This window comes from Clostridium sp. AF20-7 (genome assembly GCF_003479275.1).
GTDB lineage: Bacteria > Bacillota > Clostridia > Lachnospirales > Lachnospiraceae > Otoolea > Otoolea fessa.
This window is the reverse complement of record NZ_QUGF01000003.1, coordinates 157,483-173,929: the sequence shown is the minus strand read 5'-3', so window position 1 is coordinate 173,929 and position 16,447 is coordinate 157,483. Positions and strand designations below refer to the sequence as shown.

Here is a 16,447-nt window from a genome sequence, read left to right as displayed (position 1 = left end):
ATAGTTTACTTTTTTACACTCTCACACAGTCACGGGTAATTTCAGCAAGGGAAGATACGCCGCACATAGCCATGGTATCTGCAAGCTCACTTCCGATCTTCTGGATATAAACTTCGACCCCTTCTCGGCCTCCGCCATATACAGCTGTGACGAAAGGTCTGGCTATGATAACCGCATCTGCCCCCAGTGCCAATGCTTTAAATACATCGGTACCGGAACGGATTCCGCCATCCACGAAGATTTTCATGGAACCGTCCACTGCCGTTGCTATTTCCTCCAGAACTTCTGCAGTTGCCGGGCACTGATCCAGGACTCTTCCTCCATGGTTAGATACCACGATAGCTGCTGCACCGGCCTCTTTAGCCTTCAAAGCACCTTTTACCGTCATAATTCCTTTTACAATAAAAGGTACTCCTGCTGCCTTCACGATCTCACGAAGCTCCTCCACTGATTTACTTCCGGCCGGTGGATTGAAATTTTTCAAAAATGGAAGACCTGCCGCATCAATATCCATGGCTGCAGCGAAAGCACCTGCATCCTTGACAAGCGCCATCTTTTCACGAACCATCTCCACATTCCATGGCTTCACTGTAGGAATTCCCAGTCCCCCTGCCTTTTTGATGGCTTCCGTGGCTGCCACCATCACATTGCTGTCCATTCCGTCTCCTGTAAAAGCGGCAATTCCAAACTCTGCGCAGGAAGAAACTAATATATCATTGTAAGAAACATCATTCAGTGAATCGCCGTAATGCATATTCACGGCTCCCACCGGACCTGCAAAAAACGGATACTGAAAATTCTTTCCAAACAACGAAAGAGAGGTATCGATGGGACGTTTCTCCACCAGTGTATCCATCTGGACACGGATTTCCTTCCATTTGTCATAATTCCGAATCGCCGTATCTCCGATTCCTTTGGCTCCCGGACCCGGCATCTGATTTTTGCAGGCTCTTCCGTTGCATTCCGGACAGGCCTTGCAGTAATTACCCATTTTTCCTCTTGCCAGTTCTAAACATTCTGCATAATTCATTAATCTGGTTACCTCCCTGTCACTTTCATGTGTTCTCGAAATCCTTTTGTACTTGATTCTGCGAGAAATTTTTTGACAGCTGCATCATTTCCGGTAAGCAGCTGTCCACCACTCAAAACAACCATTTCACATATGATATAATAAAAATCTATCCCTTCTTCGGCCTCTTCTCAAATCCATGCACCCAATTTCCCCTTAAAAACAAAAACAGGAAAATCACGGAGCTGATGCTCCAGGTCAGTGGGTATGCCCAGAATATGACCCGGATATCCGGAATCAGACGCACTGCCAGTGTGATGTAGCTGACACGGAACAGACACCATACACAGAGCAGAACGATCATGGGCACGGCAGCATTGCCGGAACCCCGGAGTACAGCCGCGATACAGTGAGTAAATGCCAATAAACAATAAAACAACGCAATGGTTCTGGCCTGCATCACCCCATAATGTATCACATCCGGATCACGGTTGAATGCTGCAATCAGCACCGGTGCCGCCGTATATATGGTGATACCAATCAGTTCTGCAATGGAGATGGAGCAGAGGATACCGAACTTCGCACCTTTCTTTGCTCTGTCATACTGCTTTGCCCCAAGATTCTGTCCCACAAAGGTAGTTATCGCCATAGTAAAGCAGGTCACCGGCAGGAAGGCAAAACCTTCTACCTTAGAATAAGCTCCGCAGCCTGCCATGGCCATTTTACCGAATGCATTGATGTTGGACTGTACAAACACGTTGGCTATGGCAATGACTGAGTTCTGGAAACCGGAAGGTACACCATTCTGAATAATCTGCCTCAGCATATGTCTGTCAAAACGAATCCTCCTAAGCTCCAGCCGGTAATCTTCCTTCACCCGCATCAGATGCACCATACAGAGAATCGCACTGACAAACTGGGATATAGCCGTTGCCAGGGCTGCCGATCCCACTCCCATGCCAAGTCCTGTGATAAAGAAGATATCCAACACCACATTCACACAGGAGGAAATAATCAGATAGATCAGCGGATGGCGGCCGTCCCCCACCGACTGCAGGATTCCAACGAAAATATTGTACATGACTACACCCAGGGAACCTGCAAAATAGGTTTGAAAATATACAATCGATTCCGGAAGTACATCTGCCGGTGTTCCCATCAGTACCAGAACCTTCGGTGCCAGATACATTCCCGCAGCCGTCAGTGTGATTCCGGCCACCAGACCGAAGGCTGTGGTTGTATGAATCGCTCTCTGGAGATAATCCTTGTTTTTCGCCCCATAATACCTGGCAATTACCACACCAGCTCCCATGGCAATACCGTTAATAAAACCTACCATCAGGAAAATCAGATTTCCCGACGAACTGACTGCTGCCAGCGCATTGCTGCCAAGATAATTACCTACAATCAGGGAATCCGCTGTATTATACAGCTGCTGAAACAGATTCCCCAGAAACAATGGTATGGCAAATAAAATAATCTTCTTAGAGATACTTCCCTCTGTCATCCTCGTTTTGCTTTCAGCCCCCATAAAACCCCCAAAATTAATCATATTTATGCACACAGTCGATGACTATTCATCGCCCCTCTGCACGCATATGTTCTCGATCTCATTATAGCCGACTGCCAGCAAATTCTCAATACTTCTTGCGCTGAGTGTGCAGCCCATTGTCTGTGATTAACAGTGCTAATCGGAACACATCGTTTTTATGTTTCTTTATATTTTTGCTGTCAACCTGATCTCCATTTAACTTGCGTTCTTTTAAATCCTGCCACGCTTTCGCCTTAAATGGTATCAGGCAAGTCGGACTTAATACCGGAATGCCATCAACCATCTTTTGTCCGGTTTTTAGCAATTCATAATACGCTTCATTTAAAAGGATTGCCGACAAACTAGATATTTCATCATCTATCAGAAGCGGTGTGAGAACTGCATCATCTTCCAATATAATGAAATCCGGATTTCTGGAAAATATCTCTATCATATTAAGCAAAATTTCCACTCGATGAGTGGAAATTCTACAATACCTAAACTACTTCTTGAATTTATATTTTCCTTTTCCATGACCGGATACTGATTCAATAATATCTGCCTGCACCAAATTGGAAAGAAGTTTTGAAGCACCTGAACCTTTCAGCTCAAGAAGTTCCATAACTGCACTTCTTCCAAACACCTCATCAGAGCCAAACTTTTCAAAAAGTTTATGGATATGAACCGTCGTTTTCACCGAGAAGTCGCTGCCTTTTTCGGAAAGTACACTTTCAATATCCACTTTTTCATCTTGAATGTCCACTTTTTCATTTTCAATATCCACTTTTGTATCACCAATGTCCACTTTTTCTTCATTCAAAAGTCCACTTATATGAAGATTTCGATTATGAAGCTCATTTTTCTCGTTCAAAAGCAGATTTCTGAGAAACGCTTCCAGATACTCTGTTGTTTCGTGAATACCTTTTTGCAGGTTCGTATAGTTTGCACGAACAAGTGCATTTCGGAAATACCACGCATTTTCCGCAAAAATATCATTAGTTGCAGAAAACCCAAGTGTCCTTAAATATTTAATGAAGAACACTGCCGTTGTTCTCGTGTTGCCTTCCCCAAAGATATGAATTTGCCATAATCTTGAAATGAATACCGCAAGATGATGGATAATCTCGTCCATTGAAAGTCCTTTATAACTATAATCCTTCTCCTGCGAAAAATCATATTCAAGTGTGGCTCTCAATTCAGATGCACTACCGTACATAACAGTTGCCCCATCAAGAACCCATTCTTTCTTTGTAATGTTGTAATCTCTAATCTTTCCGGCGTGTTTATAAATGCCCTGAAAGAGTTTGCGGTGAATAGAGATATACTCATTCGGAGAAAATGAGAACGCTGTTTCAGAAAGAATTTCAGCAATACGGGACGAAACCTTATCTGCTTCTTCGGTACGCTCATCATCCGACAAATGCACCGGTCTTTCTTCATAGTAGCTATCAATAAGACTTTGTGCTTCTTTCATCGTGATTTTGCCTTCAATATTCTGAATGGCGGTATCAATCAGATATTTAGATGGTTTGAGTCCGTCCACCGCCTGAAGTCCGATTGCTGTACTCCAAGCATAACTTTTATAAGCTTTATTCGGTTCAGACTCCCTCAAATATTCCTTAAACGGATCTTTCTCCATATCCACTACCTCGCTTCATAGCTTATAATTCTATCTTCTGTAAGATTGAACGTGCTATCTAAAAGAGTAAGTTGTTGATTATCATTTTTAACAAAAGACATATGCATCACCTCACAGAATCTTACCTATATTTTACCAGAAAATCCAATGTTTTTATATATCGTGTTAAACTTTCAAGGTACAAATTTATATCAAAGGGGATGCGAAAAAACTCAATCGAGTTTTTTCACATCCCCTAATTTCTTCTAATTCAAATTTCTTATATGATATATCAAAATAATACCCGAACCGAATTTTTTGACATTTGCCGCACTGAATTACCTGATTCTCTAATCTTTATGATTAGCGTTCTAAAATCGTATACTTCTTCTCCAGGCGAACCGGATGCATACTCTCTTTCGTCCGCCTGAGATTTTCAAGCCCCATATCGTCTTCCCGGTTTACAAATTCCGCCTCCGGATAAACGTGCGTTAAAAATTCTTTTTCCAGGTAATTATAAAGCCCGCGTAACTCCAGATTCGCCTTTTCCACATGGGTAACAGTCATATTTCTCTCCTGATTCATCGTTCCCATCGAAAATGCTTCCAGAGTTCCTCCTATCCGGACTCCCGCCATCGCGATCCCCGCCTCGCGTCCAAAACGGATTGTCTCAAAGATCCCCTGTTCTTCGCTGTCCAGCCGGTTCAGATCATCGTCGCTCTCCTTATTCTTAGACCAACGTTCCAGAAACGTCCGTATCTCGCCCTCATCCTCCGGATTCAGGATCACAAACTCTGCCGTTTCCCCGTAATCCCGACGGAATCGCGAAATCCGGTTTTTCATTTTTGAATATTTTCTTCCGGGAAGAACACGCATTTCTTCCCCGGAATAAATATAGTCAAAGCTGTCCCGATCCTCCAGCACCTCATAGCGCTCTGGATCCGGACGAATCGCTCCAAGCGCCGCCTCATCCACCAGATACATATGCATTTTCACACCAATTTCTGTGAAATATGCCTGCAGGCGGTCAAAGTTCTCCCGCATATCCCCCAGGGCGCAGACCGGGACCATCGTTGCCTGCTCATCATAATCGATCTTCTGAAGCCACACAAGCCCCTTTTCGTCCGCATAGTATTTTGTCTCATAATAAGGTCTCCAGAGCAGATGATAGGCAAAATGGGATTCCGCACAGTCCGTCGGACGCAACGAAAAATACGGCTGCAGACCGATCAGCTTCTCCGGTGTCAATGGTTCAAATTTTATCATGCGTTGCTCTCCTCCCCTGCATCTACTTTCTCACCAAAGAAGAAGAAAAGTACAGCTGCGGCAAAACCACTTCGACGCAAACGGTCAAACTTCGACCTAATTGGTATCTGGGGATCAAAAAAATGCCGCCTTACGCGACATTTTTCTGAATCCGAATCTTATATTTAATTTATAATCACACCTCCAGCTTCCGCTTCTTTGCCAGCCTCTTCATCTCCTCCGCATTCTGCCGCACGGTCTCGGTGATCTCCGCGCCGCCCAGAAGTCTCGCAAGCTCGTCCACCATCGCCTCGCGGTCTAAGGCGCGGATGGAGGTTGCCGTCCGTCCATCGGACGCGGATTTGCGGATCTCGAAGTGCTGGTCCGCCATCGCCGCGATCTGCGGCAGGTGCGTGATGCAGATGACCTGACGGCATTTGGAGAGGATCCGCAGCTTCTCCGATACCATCTGTGCAGTCCGCCCGCTGATACCGGTGTCAATCTCATCAAAAATCAACGTTGGAACCTGATCGGTCTCCGCCAGCACCGTCTTGATTGCCAGCATGATACGCGACAGCTCACCGCCGGACGCCACCATACCGAGCGGCCGAACCGGTTCGCCCGGATTCGTGGAAATCAGGAATTCCGGCTCGTCGATACCGCCCGCCGTGAAATGATCCAGCCGCCTAAACTCCATCTCAAACTGCACATCAAGGAAATTCAGTTCCCGAAGCCCGTCTGCGATCTTCTCCACCAGCTCCCCGGCAAACTGCTTACGCGCTGCTGACAATGCCTCGGAATGTTCTTTCAGTACTGCTTCCGCCTGTTCCAGTTCTTTTTCCGCCTGTTCCCGAAGTTCATCGTAATTCTCCAGTTCCTGCAGTCGCGCTTTCTTTTCTTCCAACGCCTGAAGTACCTCCGGGATCGTCTTCCCATACTTGGTTTCCAGGCTCCGGATCAGGTCAAGCCGCTCCTGTGTCTCCCGAAATGCCGCTTCGTCAAAGGTCATATCGTCCATATATCCGGCGATCTCCCTGGAAAGATCCGAAAGAAGGGAATCTACATCGCACAGCTCGTCACGGATCCCCTTCAATCCCTCGTCAAATGCCATCGCACCATCGATCTCACGGAACGCCCGCGACACCGCATCGCCGGACACCGCGCCATATGCCTGTGAAAGACTCTCAGCGATCCGTCTGGCATTGGAAAACCGCTTAAAATCGGCTGCCACCTTTTCCTCTTCGCCATCCTTTAACGCGGCATTTTCAATCTCTTCGATCTCAAACCGGCAGAAATCCATCTCCCGCAGTCTCGTCTCCTGATCGGATGCAAATGCGGCACATTTCTGTTTTAACTGCATATACAAGCGATAGGCAGCTTCCGTATTCTGTTTGAATGGGAGAAGTTTCTCCCCGCCATACGCATCGAGGATTTCCAGATGTTTTGACGCATTCACCAGCGACTGGTGTTCATGCTGTCCGTGCAGATCGATCAGAAGACCCGTGATCTCCCGCAGCCTTGCAGCCGTTACCGTCTCGTCGTTGATGCGGCTGATGCTCCGGGTCGGTGTGATTTTCTTAGAAATGATTAAAATTCCCTCTTCATCAGGGTAAACATCGTGTTCCTTCAGCTGCTCGCGCTTTCTCTCATCATCGATGGAGAAAACCAGTTCAATGTAGGCGCTGTCACAACCCCGGCGGATCATCTCTTTCGGTGCTTTTCCGCCCAGCGCGATCTGGACCGAACCGATGATGATCGATTTTCCGGCTCCCGTCTCACCGGTCAGAATGTTGAGTCCGTCCCCGAACTCCACCTCCGCCGAATCGATCAGAGCCAGATTTTTCACTCGTAAATGATAAAGCATCCGCTTTCCGTTCCTCCTTATCAGCGGTTCCCGCAAAAAATGCGTGAACCCACCTTACCTCATCCCGCAATCAGCTTGCGGATCTTGTCCATCAGAACGATCGTATCGTCCACCGTACGGACTGCACACATGACCGTATCGTCCCCGGCGATGCAGCCGACAATCTCTGAAAAATGGATGGCGTCGAGAGCTGCCGCGACTGCCATCGCCATGCCTGACACCGTCTTGATGACAAGGATATTCTGCGCCATATCCATGGAAACGAAGCTATCGTGCAGAATACGGGTATATTTATCATTGAACGCCGTCTGAGGATGGAAAACCGCATATTTCTGTCCGCCGTTTTCTGTCTGGATCTTAGACAGCTTTAACTCCCGGATATCCCTGGAAACCGTTGCCTGCGTGACATTGTATCCCTCTTTATTCAGATATTCCGCCAGCTCTTCCTGCGTTTCAATCTCATATTTTCCAATCAATTCCACAATCTTGCTGTGACGTTCCATTTTCATGGCTCTGACTCCTTTTATATCTGTTTCATTTTGTTCCGTATATTTTCCAAAAATGGCACCTGTTTGAGCTGTATCAATGTCGTCTCGATCTCTGATTTTGCTATCTCGATTGTATCACCCGGCTCAATATCAACCACCGTATCGCCGTCAAAGCTCAGCGAAACCTTCGTCCGCCCGGTCGTCTGAATCCGCAGACTCAAATGGCTATCCGGCGGCAGAACGATGCTGCGCGAATTGAGTGAATGCGGGCAGAGAGGCGTCAATACCAGCAGTTCCGCCTCCGGCGCCACGATCGGACCGCCCGCTGACAGGTTGTATGCCGTCGAACCGGTCGGGGTCGCAACCACCATGCCGTCCGCCGAATATTCGTTAAACAGCTGTCCATTGACAGCCAGCTCAAACCGGAACGCATCAATTCCCATACGGTTCAGGACAATATCATTCAGGGCGATATCCTCCATAACAACCTTCCCGCCAGAAATCACGCACCCCTTGATCATCATCCGACTTTCCAGACGGTAGTGATCTTCCATCAGATCCCGCATGGCAGGCAGAATGTCCTCCTCATGCCCAATCTGCGTCAGATACCCCAGATGCCCCATATTGATGCCAAACAGTGGAATCTTCCGTCCCGCCAGATCACGCGCCGCCTGAATCAACGTTCCATCACCGCCCAGACAGATCACACAGTCTGTGTCCTCCGGCACGGTCCGACGATCGGTATAGCGGTATGCCGCAGCCACTTCTGCGTCCCTGCGAAGTCCATCATGGCGATCCAGACGGATGCAGCGGCAGCCCTGTTCTGCAAAAAAACTGCAAATCAGATCGGCTGCCTCCTCTACACGCGGCTTTTCGCGGTTTACAATCAGATAGAAATTTCTCATGTTTTGTCTAACTCCCTGTGAGCTTCCTCAACAACCTGTTCCGGTGAAACCGGACACTCTTTTTCCGCTTTTGCAAGTGCTTCCTCACCCGTCACAGTTTCCTCCGATGCCTGCTCCGGTTTATGCAGGTACAGGAGGTACTCGATATTTCCCTCCGGTCCCTTGATCGGGGAAAATTCCAGATTCCGGATCTCAAAACCGATCTCTGCCGCATATGCCATCACCATCTGAATGACCTCCAGATGCGTGCTCTTCTCGCGGACAACGCCCTTCTTTCCGACTTTCTCACGTCCCGCCTCGAACTGCGGCTTGATCAGTGCAACCACCTCGCCGCCCGGGCTTAAAATCTCCTTGACCGGACCTAAAACCTTCGTCAGGGAAATAAAGGAAACGTCGATCGAAGAGAAATCTACCGGCTCGCCGATATCCTCCGGTGTCACATAACGGATGTTTGTCTTCTCCATGCAGACCACACGCGGATCATTGCGAAGTTTCCACGCCAGCTGTCCATGTCCTACATCGACCGAAAACACCTTGACCGCGCCATTCTGCAGCATACAGTCGGTAAATCCGCCTGTGGACGCGCCGACATCCATACAGACCTTTTGATCCAGCGTCACTCCGAAATGCGTCATCGCCTTCTCCAGTTTCAGACCTCCGCGGCTCACATATTTTAAGGTAGATCCACGTACCTCGATCTTCGCATTTTCATCGAAGGTCGTACCCGCCTTGTCTTCTTTCTGATCTTCTACATATACAATCCCGGACATGATGATCGCTTTCGCCTTCTCACGGGATTCTGCCAGACCTCTCTTGACGAGAAGTACATCTAACCGTTCTTTCATTCTATGTTCTTCCTTCCGCTGCTGCCACTCTTTTGTTTCCCATCATGCTTCCGCGTCAGTCTGCAGCACACCTTCACGTTTCAGCTGCGCCAGAATCGAATCACTGTCAATTCCCAGCTCATTCCGGAGCACCGACACATTTCCGTGTTCGACGTAGGCATCCGGCAGCGCTATATTAACTACCTTGATCTGCGGATAATGCTTCTGTACATAATCCGTCACCCGCTCGCCGTAACCGCCGCGCAGGACATTTTCCTCCAGTGTCACGATCGTATGATGCGTTCCAGCCAGATGGTCGATCACATCGGTATCCATCGGTTTCACAAACCGCCCGTTGACCAGCGTACACGGCTGCCCGGCACTCTTTAATTTCTCCCGGATATGCTCTGCCGTGCTGACCATGCTTCCGACTGCCAGAAGCGCCGTCCCTCTCTCCTCATACAACATCTCGCTGACGCCATACTCGACCGGTGCCAGAAATTCCTTCAAGCCCCGGTAGGCCTCGCCCCTCGGATAACGGATCGCAATCGGTCCATCGTAGGAGATGGCAAACTGCAGCATCTTTTCCAGTTCCCAGCGGTTCTTCGGCGCCATCACGCTCATATTCGGCACAGAGGAGAGAAATGTCAGATCAAAAATACCCTGATGCGTCTCCCCATCGCTTCCGACCAGTCCCGCGCGATCCACGCAGAACACAACCGGAAGATTCTGGATACAGACATCGTGAATGACCTGATCATATGCCCTCTGTAAAAAGGACGAATACACCGCCACCACCGGTTTCAGACCGGCTGCCGCCATACCTGCCGCCGAGGTAACCGCGTGTTCCTCCGCGATTCCCACATCGAAAAAGCGGTCCGGATATTCTTTCGAGAACCGTTTGAGCCCCGTTCCATCCGGCATCGCCGCTGTCACCGCCACGATCTTCGGATTTTCCGCTGCCAGACGGCAGATTTCTCTGGAAAATACATCTGTATAGCCCGGATGTTCCTTTTTCCGGAGCGGTTTTCCCGTTTCAATATCAAATGGTTCAACTCCGTGAAATGCCGACGGATTCTTCTCCGCCGGACGGTATCCCTTGCCCTTTTTCGTAATCACATGGATCAGTACCGCGCGGTTGATCTTTTTCGCCTCGCTGAAAATACGGATCAACCCCTTAATATCATGTCCATCCACCGGTCCCAAATACGTGATTCCCATATTTTCAAACCACATGCCCGGAATCAGAAGCTGCTTGATGCTGTTCTTTGTCCGGAGCAGCGTGCCGACCAGATCCGAACCGATCATCGGGATACGCGATAACGTGCCCGCCACATTCTTCTTCAACAGATTGTAGCCCTCATCTGCACGAAGATTATTCAGATACCGCGACATACCGCCGACATTTTCCGAAATGGACATATTATTATCATTTAAAACAATAATAAAATTCGTCTTGAGCCGTCCCGCATTGTTGAGCGCCTCATACGCCATACCGCCGGTCAGCGCGCCGTCCCCGATGACGGAAACGATCGAATAATCCTCGCCCAGCAGATCGCGCCCCTGTGCCATACCAAGCCCCGCCGAAATCGAAGTCGAGCTGTGTCCCGTGTCGAACGCATCAAACGGGCTTTCCTTCCGCTTCGGGAAACCGCTCAAGCCCCCATACTGGCGCAGCCCATCAAAATTATCCTTCCGCCCGCTTAAAATCTTGTGCGTATAGGACTGGTGCCCTACATCCCAAATAATCTTATCCTTCGGAAGATTCAGCGCGCAGAACATTGCAATCGTCAGTTCCACCACGCCTAAATTGGACGCCAAATGACCGCCTGTCCGGCTTGTCGTCTCGATCAGAAACTCGCGGATTTCCGCCGCCAGCTCCTTGCGTTCTTCCTCGCTCAACCGTTTTACATCCTCCGGTCCTTTTATCGTATCTAATACCATTCTTTCATCCCCCAAACCGTTTTCCACATCCGCTGTCGTCCCCGGTCTTCGATTGGATTTTTTATTTTTCACGGCTGACCAGCATCTCGATCAGCTCTTCGAGGAATTCATTCTTTCCAGGCAGGGAATAGAGAATATCAACCGACGTCTCCGAAAGCTGTTTGACATCATGCTTCGATTTCTCGATTCCCTCCAATGTCACATAAGTGGTTTTATTGTTTTTCTCATCGCTCAGAACCGGTTTTCCAAGCACCTCCTGGCTGCTGGTAACGTCGAGAATATCATCCTGGATCTGGAACGCCAGACCGATCGCCGCCGCCATACGCTCTACTGTCCCGCACTCAGCTTCGCTCGCGCCCGCCATCACGGCTCCGATCACCATCGAAGCCTCCAAAAGTGCTCCCGTCTTTAAACGGTAGATAAAATCCAGCTTATCCTTCGGAATCGGCTGATTCGTCAGTTCCACATCCACCGTCTGACCGCCGATCATGCCGTAAATACCCGTTTTTTCGGATAAAATCTGGATACAACGTCCCACCTTTGCCGCATCCGGCGTCATCGCAAATGCCTTTGCCGCCGTCTCGATCGCGTAGATCAGAAGGGCATCTCCCGCCAGAACTGCCATATCATACCCATATGCAACCCAGGTCGTCTTTTTGCCACGGCGGTACTCATCATTGTCCATACACGGAAGATCGTCATGAATCAGGGAAGATGTATGAATCATCTCGATCGCCGCCATCAGCGGCTCAATCTCTTTTCCCTGACCGCCAAACAGACGGTATACCTCACGCATCAGAATCGGACGAAGGCGTTTGCCGCCTGCCTTCACGCTGTAATTCATCGCTTCAAAGATCGTTTTCTGATGCCCTTCCTCTGCCGGAAGATAAGAATATACAATCTCTTCCGCTTCTTTGACTGCCTGTGCCAGCCGTTCCTTTGCATTTTCCATCTCTGTCACGCCTCCGTCTCCTCGCCGTTTACGACCATAATCTGTTTTTCAACCTTATCTATCTTTTCACTGCAGGCGCGGACCAGACGCATTCCCGCCTCATACGACGCAAACGATTCTTCCAGCGTGCTGCGGCTGTCCTCCAGCGTCCGCATAATGCCATCCAGACGGTCAAACATTTCCTCGATCGAAAGTTCTTCCTTATTTTCTTCCATCGATCCTGCCTCCTGTTTTATCTAATATACTCTCGGAATCTTTCCTGAAAGAAAACGTGTTCTCAAATCTCTCTGTTATGATTCACACGCAACACAATGAACCACTTTTTTACCCAGGCAGGTTTTCCTGATAAACCTCCCGGATCTCCGCCTCCACGCGTCCATCCGGCAGACGGACGGTCAGCGTATCCCCAGCTTGCAATCCTGTCACTGTCTCCACACGTTTTCCATCTGTATCCGTCACGAACCCATATCCGCCGCTTATCTTTTTTAACGGGGATAGACCATCCATCCGGCTGCACACCAGTTCCAGACGATGGCGCAGATCGGACATCTTTTTCTCCATCTGGCGCGCCATCTTAACTCTCGCATCTTCCAGATACTGCCGTCTCTCATTTAACTGGCTCTGCGGACTGTGAAGCTGCAGGCGCAGACGAAACTGCTCCAGGCGATAGGCATACTGCTCCGCCTTCTGCTCCATCCGCTTCGTCATCTGCTGTGCCGCCGCAATGCACTGCTGCTCAAACAGGTGGTAATCAAAAACCGCCAGTTCTGCCGCCGCCGAAGGAGTAGGGGCACGCAGATCCGCCACATAGTCCGCGATCGTAACGTCTGTCTCATGCCCGACCGCCGAGATTACCGGCGTCCGGCACGCAAAAATCGCCCGCGCCACACTCTCCTCATTAAACGCCCACAGATCCTCAATCGAACCTCCTCCGCGCCCGACGATCAGCACATCCAGATGCAGCGCATCCAGGGTCTGGATCGCCCGCACGATACTCGGCGCTGCCCCTGCTCCCTGCACCAGTGCCGGGCAGAGGACAAGCTGCACGTAAGGGTTCCGCCGTCCCGAGATATTGATAATATCCCGGATTGCTGCGCCGGTGCTAGCCGTCACGATACCGACCGTTTTTGCATACTTTGGGATCGGCGTTTTATATTCCGGGGAAAACATCCCCATTTCTTCTAATTCATTTCTCAGTTTTTCAAAGCGCCGGAATAAATCGCCCGTGCCGTCCAGCGTGATCTCGCTGGCATAGAGCTGGTATCTTCCATCCCGCTCATACACTTCGATACTGCCCTTGACGACCACCTGCTGTCCTTCTTCCAGACGGAACGTAAGTCCCTTCCGCCTACTGGCAAACATAACTGCCTGCATCGCTCCCAGACCGTCTTTCAAGGTAAAATAAATATGACCGGACGTATGATATTTGCAGTTAGAAACCTCGCCCTTGACCGAAATCCGGTTCAGGGCAAAGTCCTGTGCGAACATATTTTTAATGTATGCATTAACCTGCGAAACCGAATATACGCCAGCCATCGCTTATACCAACTTCGCTAAAATGCCGTTGATAAATGCCGGTGAATCATCGCCGCCGAACTTCTTCGCCAGCTCGACCGCCTCATTGATCGCTACCTTCTCCGGTACATCGTCATCGTGCTTGATCTCGTATAATGCCAGGCGCAGGATCGTCAGTTCCACCTTGCCCATACGGCGGGTAGTCCATCCCTGTGCAACCCCATCGATTGCCTTGTCAAGCTCCGGAAGCACATCCAGAATCTTCTCAACCTTGCTCTTTACGTATCCGCCGTCAAAGGTGTCTAACATCGGATTATGGATGATATCGCCGATTCCGCTCGGAACATCGTCCTCCTCTTTCGGCTCTGTAAAATATACATCCACCTGCTCCTGCATCTCATCCGTCGGGTAAAAATCCGCACAGAAAAGCAGCTTAAAGCAATGTTCTCTCAGTTCTCTTCTGGTCATACTAATCCTCCTGTTACCTGTTTCTATCCGTCTGATACGCCCGATTTGCTGCCTCGGTATCGCAAATATCCCTTTCGTAATCCGCTGCAATCGTTTTCTGAATATCCACAGTCTTTCCTGCATAATTGTTATATTTCTACTATTCTAATGTATCATTATACCGTATCCCCGGTTTTTTCACAAGAGTTTGAGAAAAAGAATCCGCCAAAGTTACTGTTCACGGGTAGGCACTTTTGGAACCGAAAGTGCCGTAAGAAAACGTGGTGGCAGCAGGAATTTGCCGTATTTAAATGCGAAGCCACGGCAAATTCCGTTACTGGGCACGTATGCGTGAACAGTAACCCGCCAAAAAAGCGGCATCCCTGCTGAAGCAGAAACGCCGCTTTTATATCGTTTACAATCTTATCGATTGCTTATGCTATCCAATTTTTATTCATCCACGCTGTAGTTCGGAGCCTCTTTTGTGATGTGGATATCATGCGGATGGCTCTCTTTTAAGGATGCTGCGGAAATCTTGATGAAACGTCCGGTCTCCTGAAGAGTCGGAATATCCGATGCGCCGCAGTAACCCATACCAGCACGCAGACCGCCGAGCATCTGGAATACGGTATCTTCTACCATTCCCTTGTATGCAACACGTCCTTCTACACCCTCCGGAACGAGTTTCTTCGCATCGCTCTGGAAGTAACGATCCTTGCTGCCGTTCTCCATCGCTGCGATGGAACCCATGCCGCGGTATACTTTGTATTTTCTTCCCTGGTACAGCTCAAAAGTTCCCGGGCTCTCGTCGCATCCTGCAAACATGGAACCCATCATGCAGACGCTGCCGCCTGCTGCGATCGCCTTCGTCAGATCGCCGGAATACTTGATACCGCCGTCTGCGATGATCGGAATGCCGTACTCTTTGGCAACTGCGTAGCAGTCCATAACAGCGGTGATCTGCGGAACGCCGATACCTGCTACGACACGGGTCGTACAGATGGAACCCGGTCCGATACCAACCTTGACCGCGTCAACGCCTGCCTCGATGAGAGCTTTTGTTGCCTCTCCGGTCGCTACGTTACCTGCGATTACCTGCAGATCCGGATATGCTTCTTTGATCATTCTGACACAGTGAAGAACATTCTCAGAATGTCCATGTGCAGAGTCTAGAACAACTACGTCTACTTTTGCTTTCACCAGGGCTTCCACACGATCCAGCACGTTTGCAGTGATACCTACTGCCGCGCCGCAGAGCAGACGTCCCTGTGCATCCTTTGCAGAGAACGGATACTTGATCTGTTTCTCAATATCCTTGATAGTAATAAGACCCTTGAGGTTAAAATCCTTGTCCACGATCGGAAGCTTCTCGACACGTGCCTTGGCAAGAATCTTCTTTGCCTCCGTCAGGGTGATGCCCTCCGGAGCGGTAACCAGATGCTCAGAAGTCATGCACTCTTTAATCTTCTTGGAGAAATCTTCCTCGAACTTGAGGTCACGGTTTGTGATAATACCAACCAATTTTCTTCCCTCTGTGATCGGAACACCGGAAATCCGGAACTTGCCCATCAGCTCATCCGCATCCTTTAATGTATGCTCTGGGGATAAATAAAACGGGTCAGTGATTACACCATTCTCAGAACGTTTTACTTTATCGACCTCCTCAGCCTGCGCCTCGATCGACATGTTCTTGTGAATAATACCAATTCCACCCTGTCTTGCCATTGCAATCGCCATGCGGTGCTCTGTAACCGTATCCATGCCGGCACTCATCAGGGGGATGTTCAGCTGAATCTTCTTGGTCAGATGTGTCGTCAGGTTTACCTGATTCGGAATAACCTCAGAATAGGACGGCACAAGCAGGACATCATCAAATGTAATGCCATCGCCAATAATCTTACCCATTATATTACCCTCACTTTCGTAAATTTTAAACACTGGACATTGAAAACTGTCTGATGTTAATAATTGATTTTAGCAAGTTTTTTGAAATATGTCAACCAGAGAATAAAGGGGTTGACGATAGAATTTACTTACGCCATTTAATTAGCGTATCTTATAAATAATACCAATCAGATAAGTATTAATAATGCAGTCATCCTTAG

Annotated in this window: 15 protein-coding genes; all 15 read right to left on the bottom strand. The window is 48.9% G+C overall.

The window, feature by feature from the left end:
- Positions 1 to 13: 13 nt before the first annotated feature.
- The 15 genes from DWX68_RS03915 to guaB all read right to left on the bottom strand — a co-directional run bounded on the left by DWX68_RS03915 (position 14) and on the right by guaB (position 16,247).
- Positions 14 to 1,030 carry an alpha-hydroxy-acid oxidizing protein gene (locus tag DWX68_RS03915; RefSeq protein ID WP_118628653.1) on the bottom strand — a complete coding sequence of 339 codons (1,017 nt, stop codon included), beginning with the start codon at positions 1,028 to 1,030 and terminating at the stop codon, positions 14 to 16.
- A gap of 148 nt (positions 1,031 to 1,178) precedes the next feature.
- Complete coding sequence (locus DWX68_RS03910) at positions 1,179 to 2,561, bottom strand: MATE family efflux transporter (RefSeq protein WP_347475159.1); 1,383 nt, start codon at positions 2,559 to 2,561, stop codon at positions 1,179 to 1,181.
- A gap of 85 nt (positions 2,562 to 2,646) precedes the next feature.
- Entirely contained in the window at positions 2,647 to 2,994 is a 348-nt protein-coding gene (locus DWX68_RS03905; protein WP_118628651.1) for a hypothetical protein, read from the bottom strand.
- Between the two features lie 48 nt (positions 2,995 to 3,042).
- A complete protein-coding gene (locus DWX68_RS03900; protein ID WP_118628715.1) occupies positions 3,043 to 4,179 on the bottom strand; it encodes a Fic family protein in 1,137 nt (378 codons plus the stop codon).
- Positions 4,180 to 4,521: 342 nt separating this feature from the next.
- Entirely contained in the window at positions 4,522 to 5,424 is a 903-nt protein-coding gene (locus tag DWX68_RS03890) for a phosphatidylglycerol lysyltransferase domain-containing protein (RefSeq protein WP_118628650.1), read from the bottom strand.
- 175 nt (positions 5,425 to 5,599) lie between these two features.
- Positions 5,600 to 7,267, bottom strand: coding sequence for a DNA repair protein RecN (gene recN, locus DWX68_RS03885; protein WP_118628649.1), 1,668 nt, complete (start codon positions 7,265 to 7,267; stop codon positions 5,600 to 5,602).
- 59 nt (positions 7,268 to 7,326) lie between these two features.
- Positions 7,327 to 7,776, bottom strand: a complete 450-nt coding sequence (gene argR / locus DWX68_RS03880) for an arginine repressor (RefSeq protein WP_022359930.1) — start codon at positions 7,774 to 7,776, stop codon at positions 7,327 to 7,329.
- A 14-nt stretch (positions 7,777 to 7,790) separates the two neighbouring features.
- Positions 7,791 to 8,660, bottom strand: a complete 870-nt coding sequence (locus tag DWX68_RS03875) for an NAD(+)/NADH kinase (protein ID WP_118628648.1) — start codon at positions 8,658 to 8,660, stop codon at positions 7,791 to 7,793.
- Positions 8,657 to 9,505, bottom strand: coding sequence for a TlyA family RNA methyltransferase (locus DWX68_RS03870; protein WP_107000291.1), 849 nt, complete (start codon positions 9,503 to 9,505; stop codon positions 8,657 to 8,659). Before DWX68_RS03870 ends, DWX68_RS03875 begins: the two co-directional genes overlap by 4 nt.
- A 42-nt stretch (positions 9,506 to 9,547) precedes the next feature.
- Positions 9,548 to 11,428: a 1-deoxy-D-xylulose-5-phosphate synthase gene (gene dxs, locus DWX68_RS03865; protein ID WP_118293819.1), complete on the bottom strand. Its 1,881-nt coding sequence runs from the start codon at positions 11,426 to 11,428 to the stop codon at positions 9,548 to 9,550.
- A 61-nt stretch (positions 11,429 to 11,489) separates the two neighbouring features.
- Positions 11,490 to 12,380: a polyprenyl synthetase family protein gene (locus DWX68_RS03860; protein WP_118628714.1), complete on the bottom strand. Its 891-nt coding sequence runs from the start codon at positions 12,378 to 12,380 to the stop codon at positions 11,490 to 11,492.
- Positions 12,381 to 12,385: 5 nt separating this feature from the next.
- Positions 12,386 to 12,595 carry an exodeoxyribonuclease VII small subunit gene (gene xseB / locus DWX68_RS03855; protein ID WP_107000293.1) on the bottom strand — a complete coding sequence of 70 codons (210 nt, stop codon included), beginning with the start codon at positions 12,593 to 12,595 and terminating at the stop codon, positions 12,386 to 12,388.
- Positions 12,596 to 12,704: 109 nt separating this feature from the next.
- Complete coding sequence (xseA, locus tag DWX68_RS03850; RefSeq protein ID WP_118522080.1) at positions 12,705 to 13,916, bottom strand: exodeoxyribonuclease VII large subunit; 1,212 nt, start codon at positions 13,914 to 13,916, stop codon at positions 12,705 to 12,707.
- Between the two features lie 3 nt (positions 13,917 to 13,919).
- The gene (gene nusB, locus DWX68_RS03845) at positions 13,920 to 14,363 is read right to left on the bottom strand and encodes a transcription antitermination factor NusB (protein WP_107000295.1); all 444 of its coding nucleotides are present in this window, start codon (positions 14,361 to 14,363) and stop codon (positions 13,920 to 13,922) included.
- A gap of 429 nt (positions 14,364 to 14,792) precedes the next feature.
- Entirely contained in the window at positions 14,793 to 16,247 is a 1,455-nt protein-coding gene (guaB, locus tag DWX68_RS03840; protein ID WP_022359938.1) for an IMP dehydrogenase, read from the bottom strand.
- Positions 16,248 to 16,447: the final 200 nt, after the last annotated feature.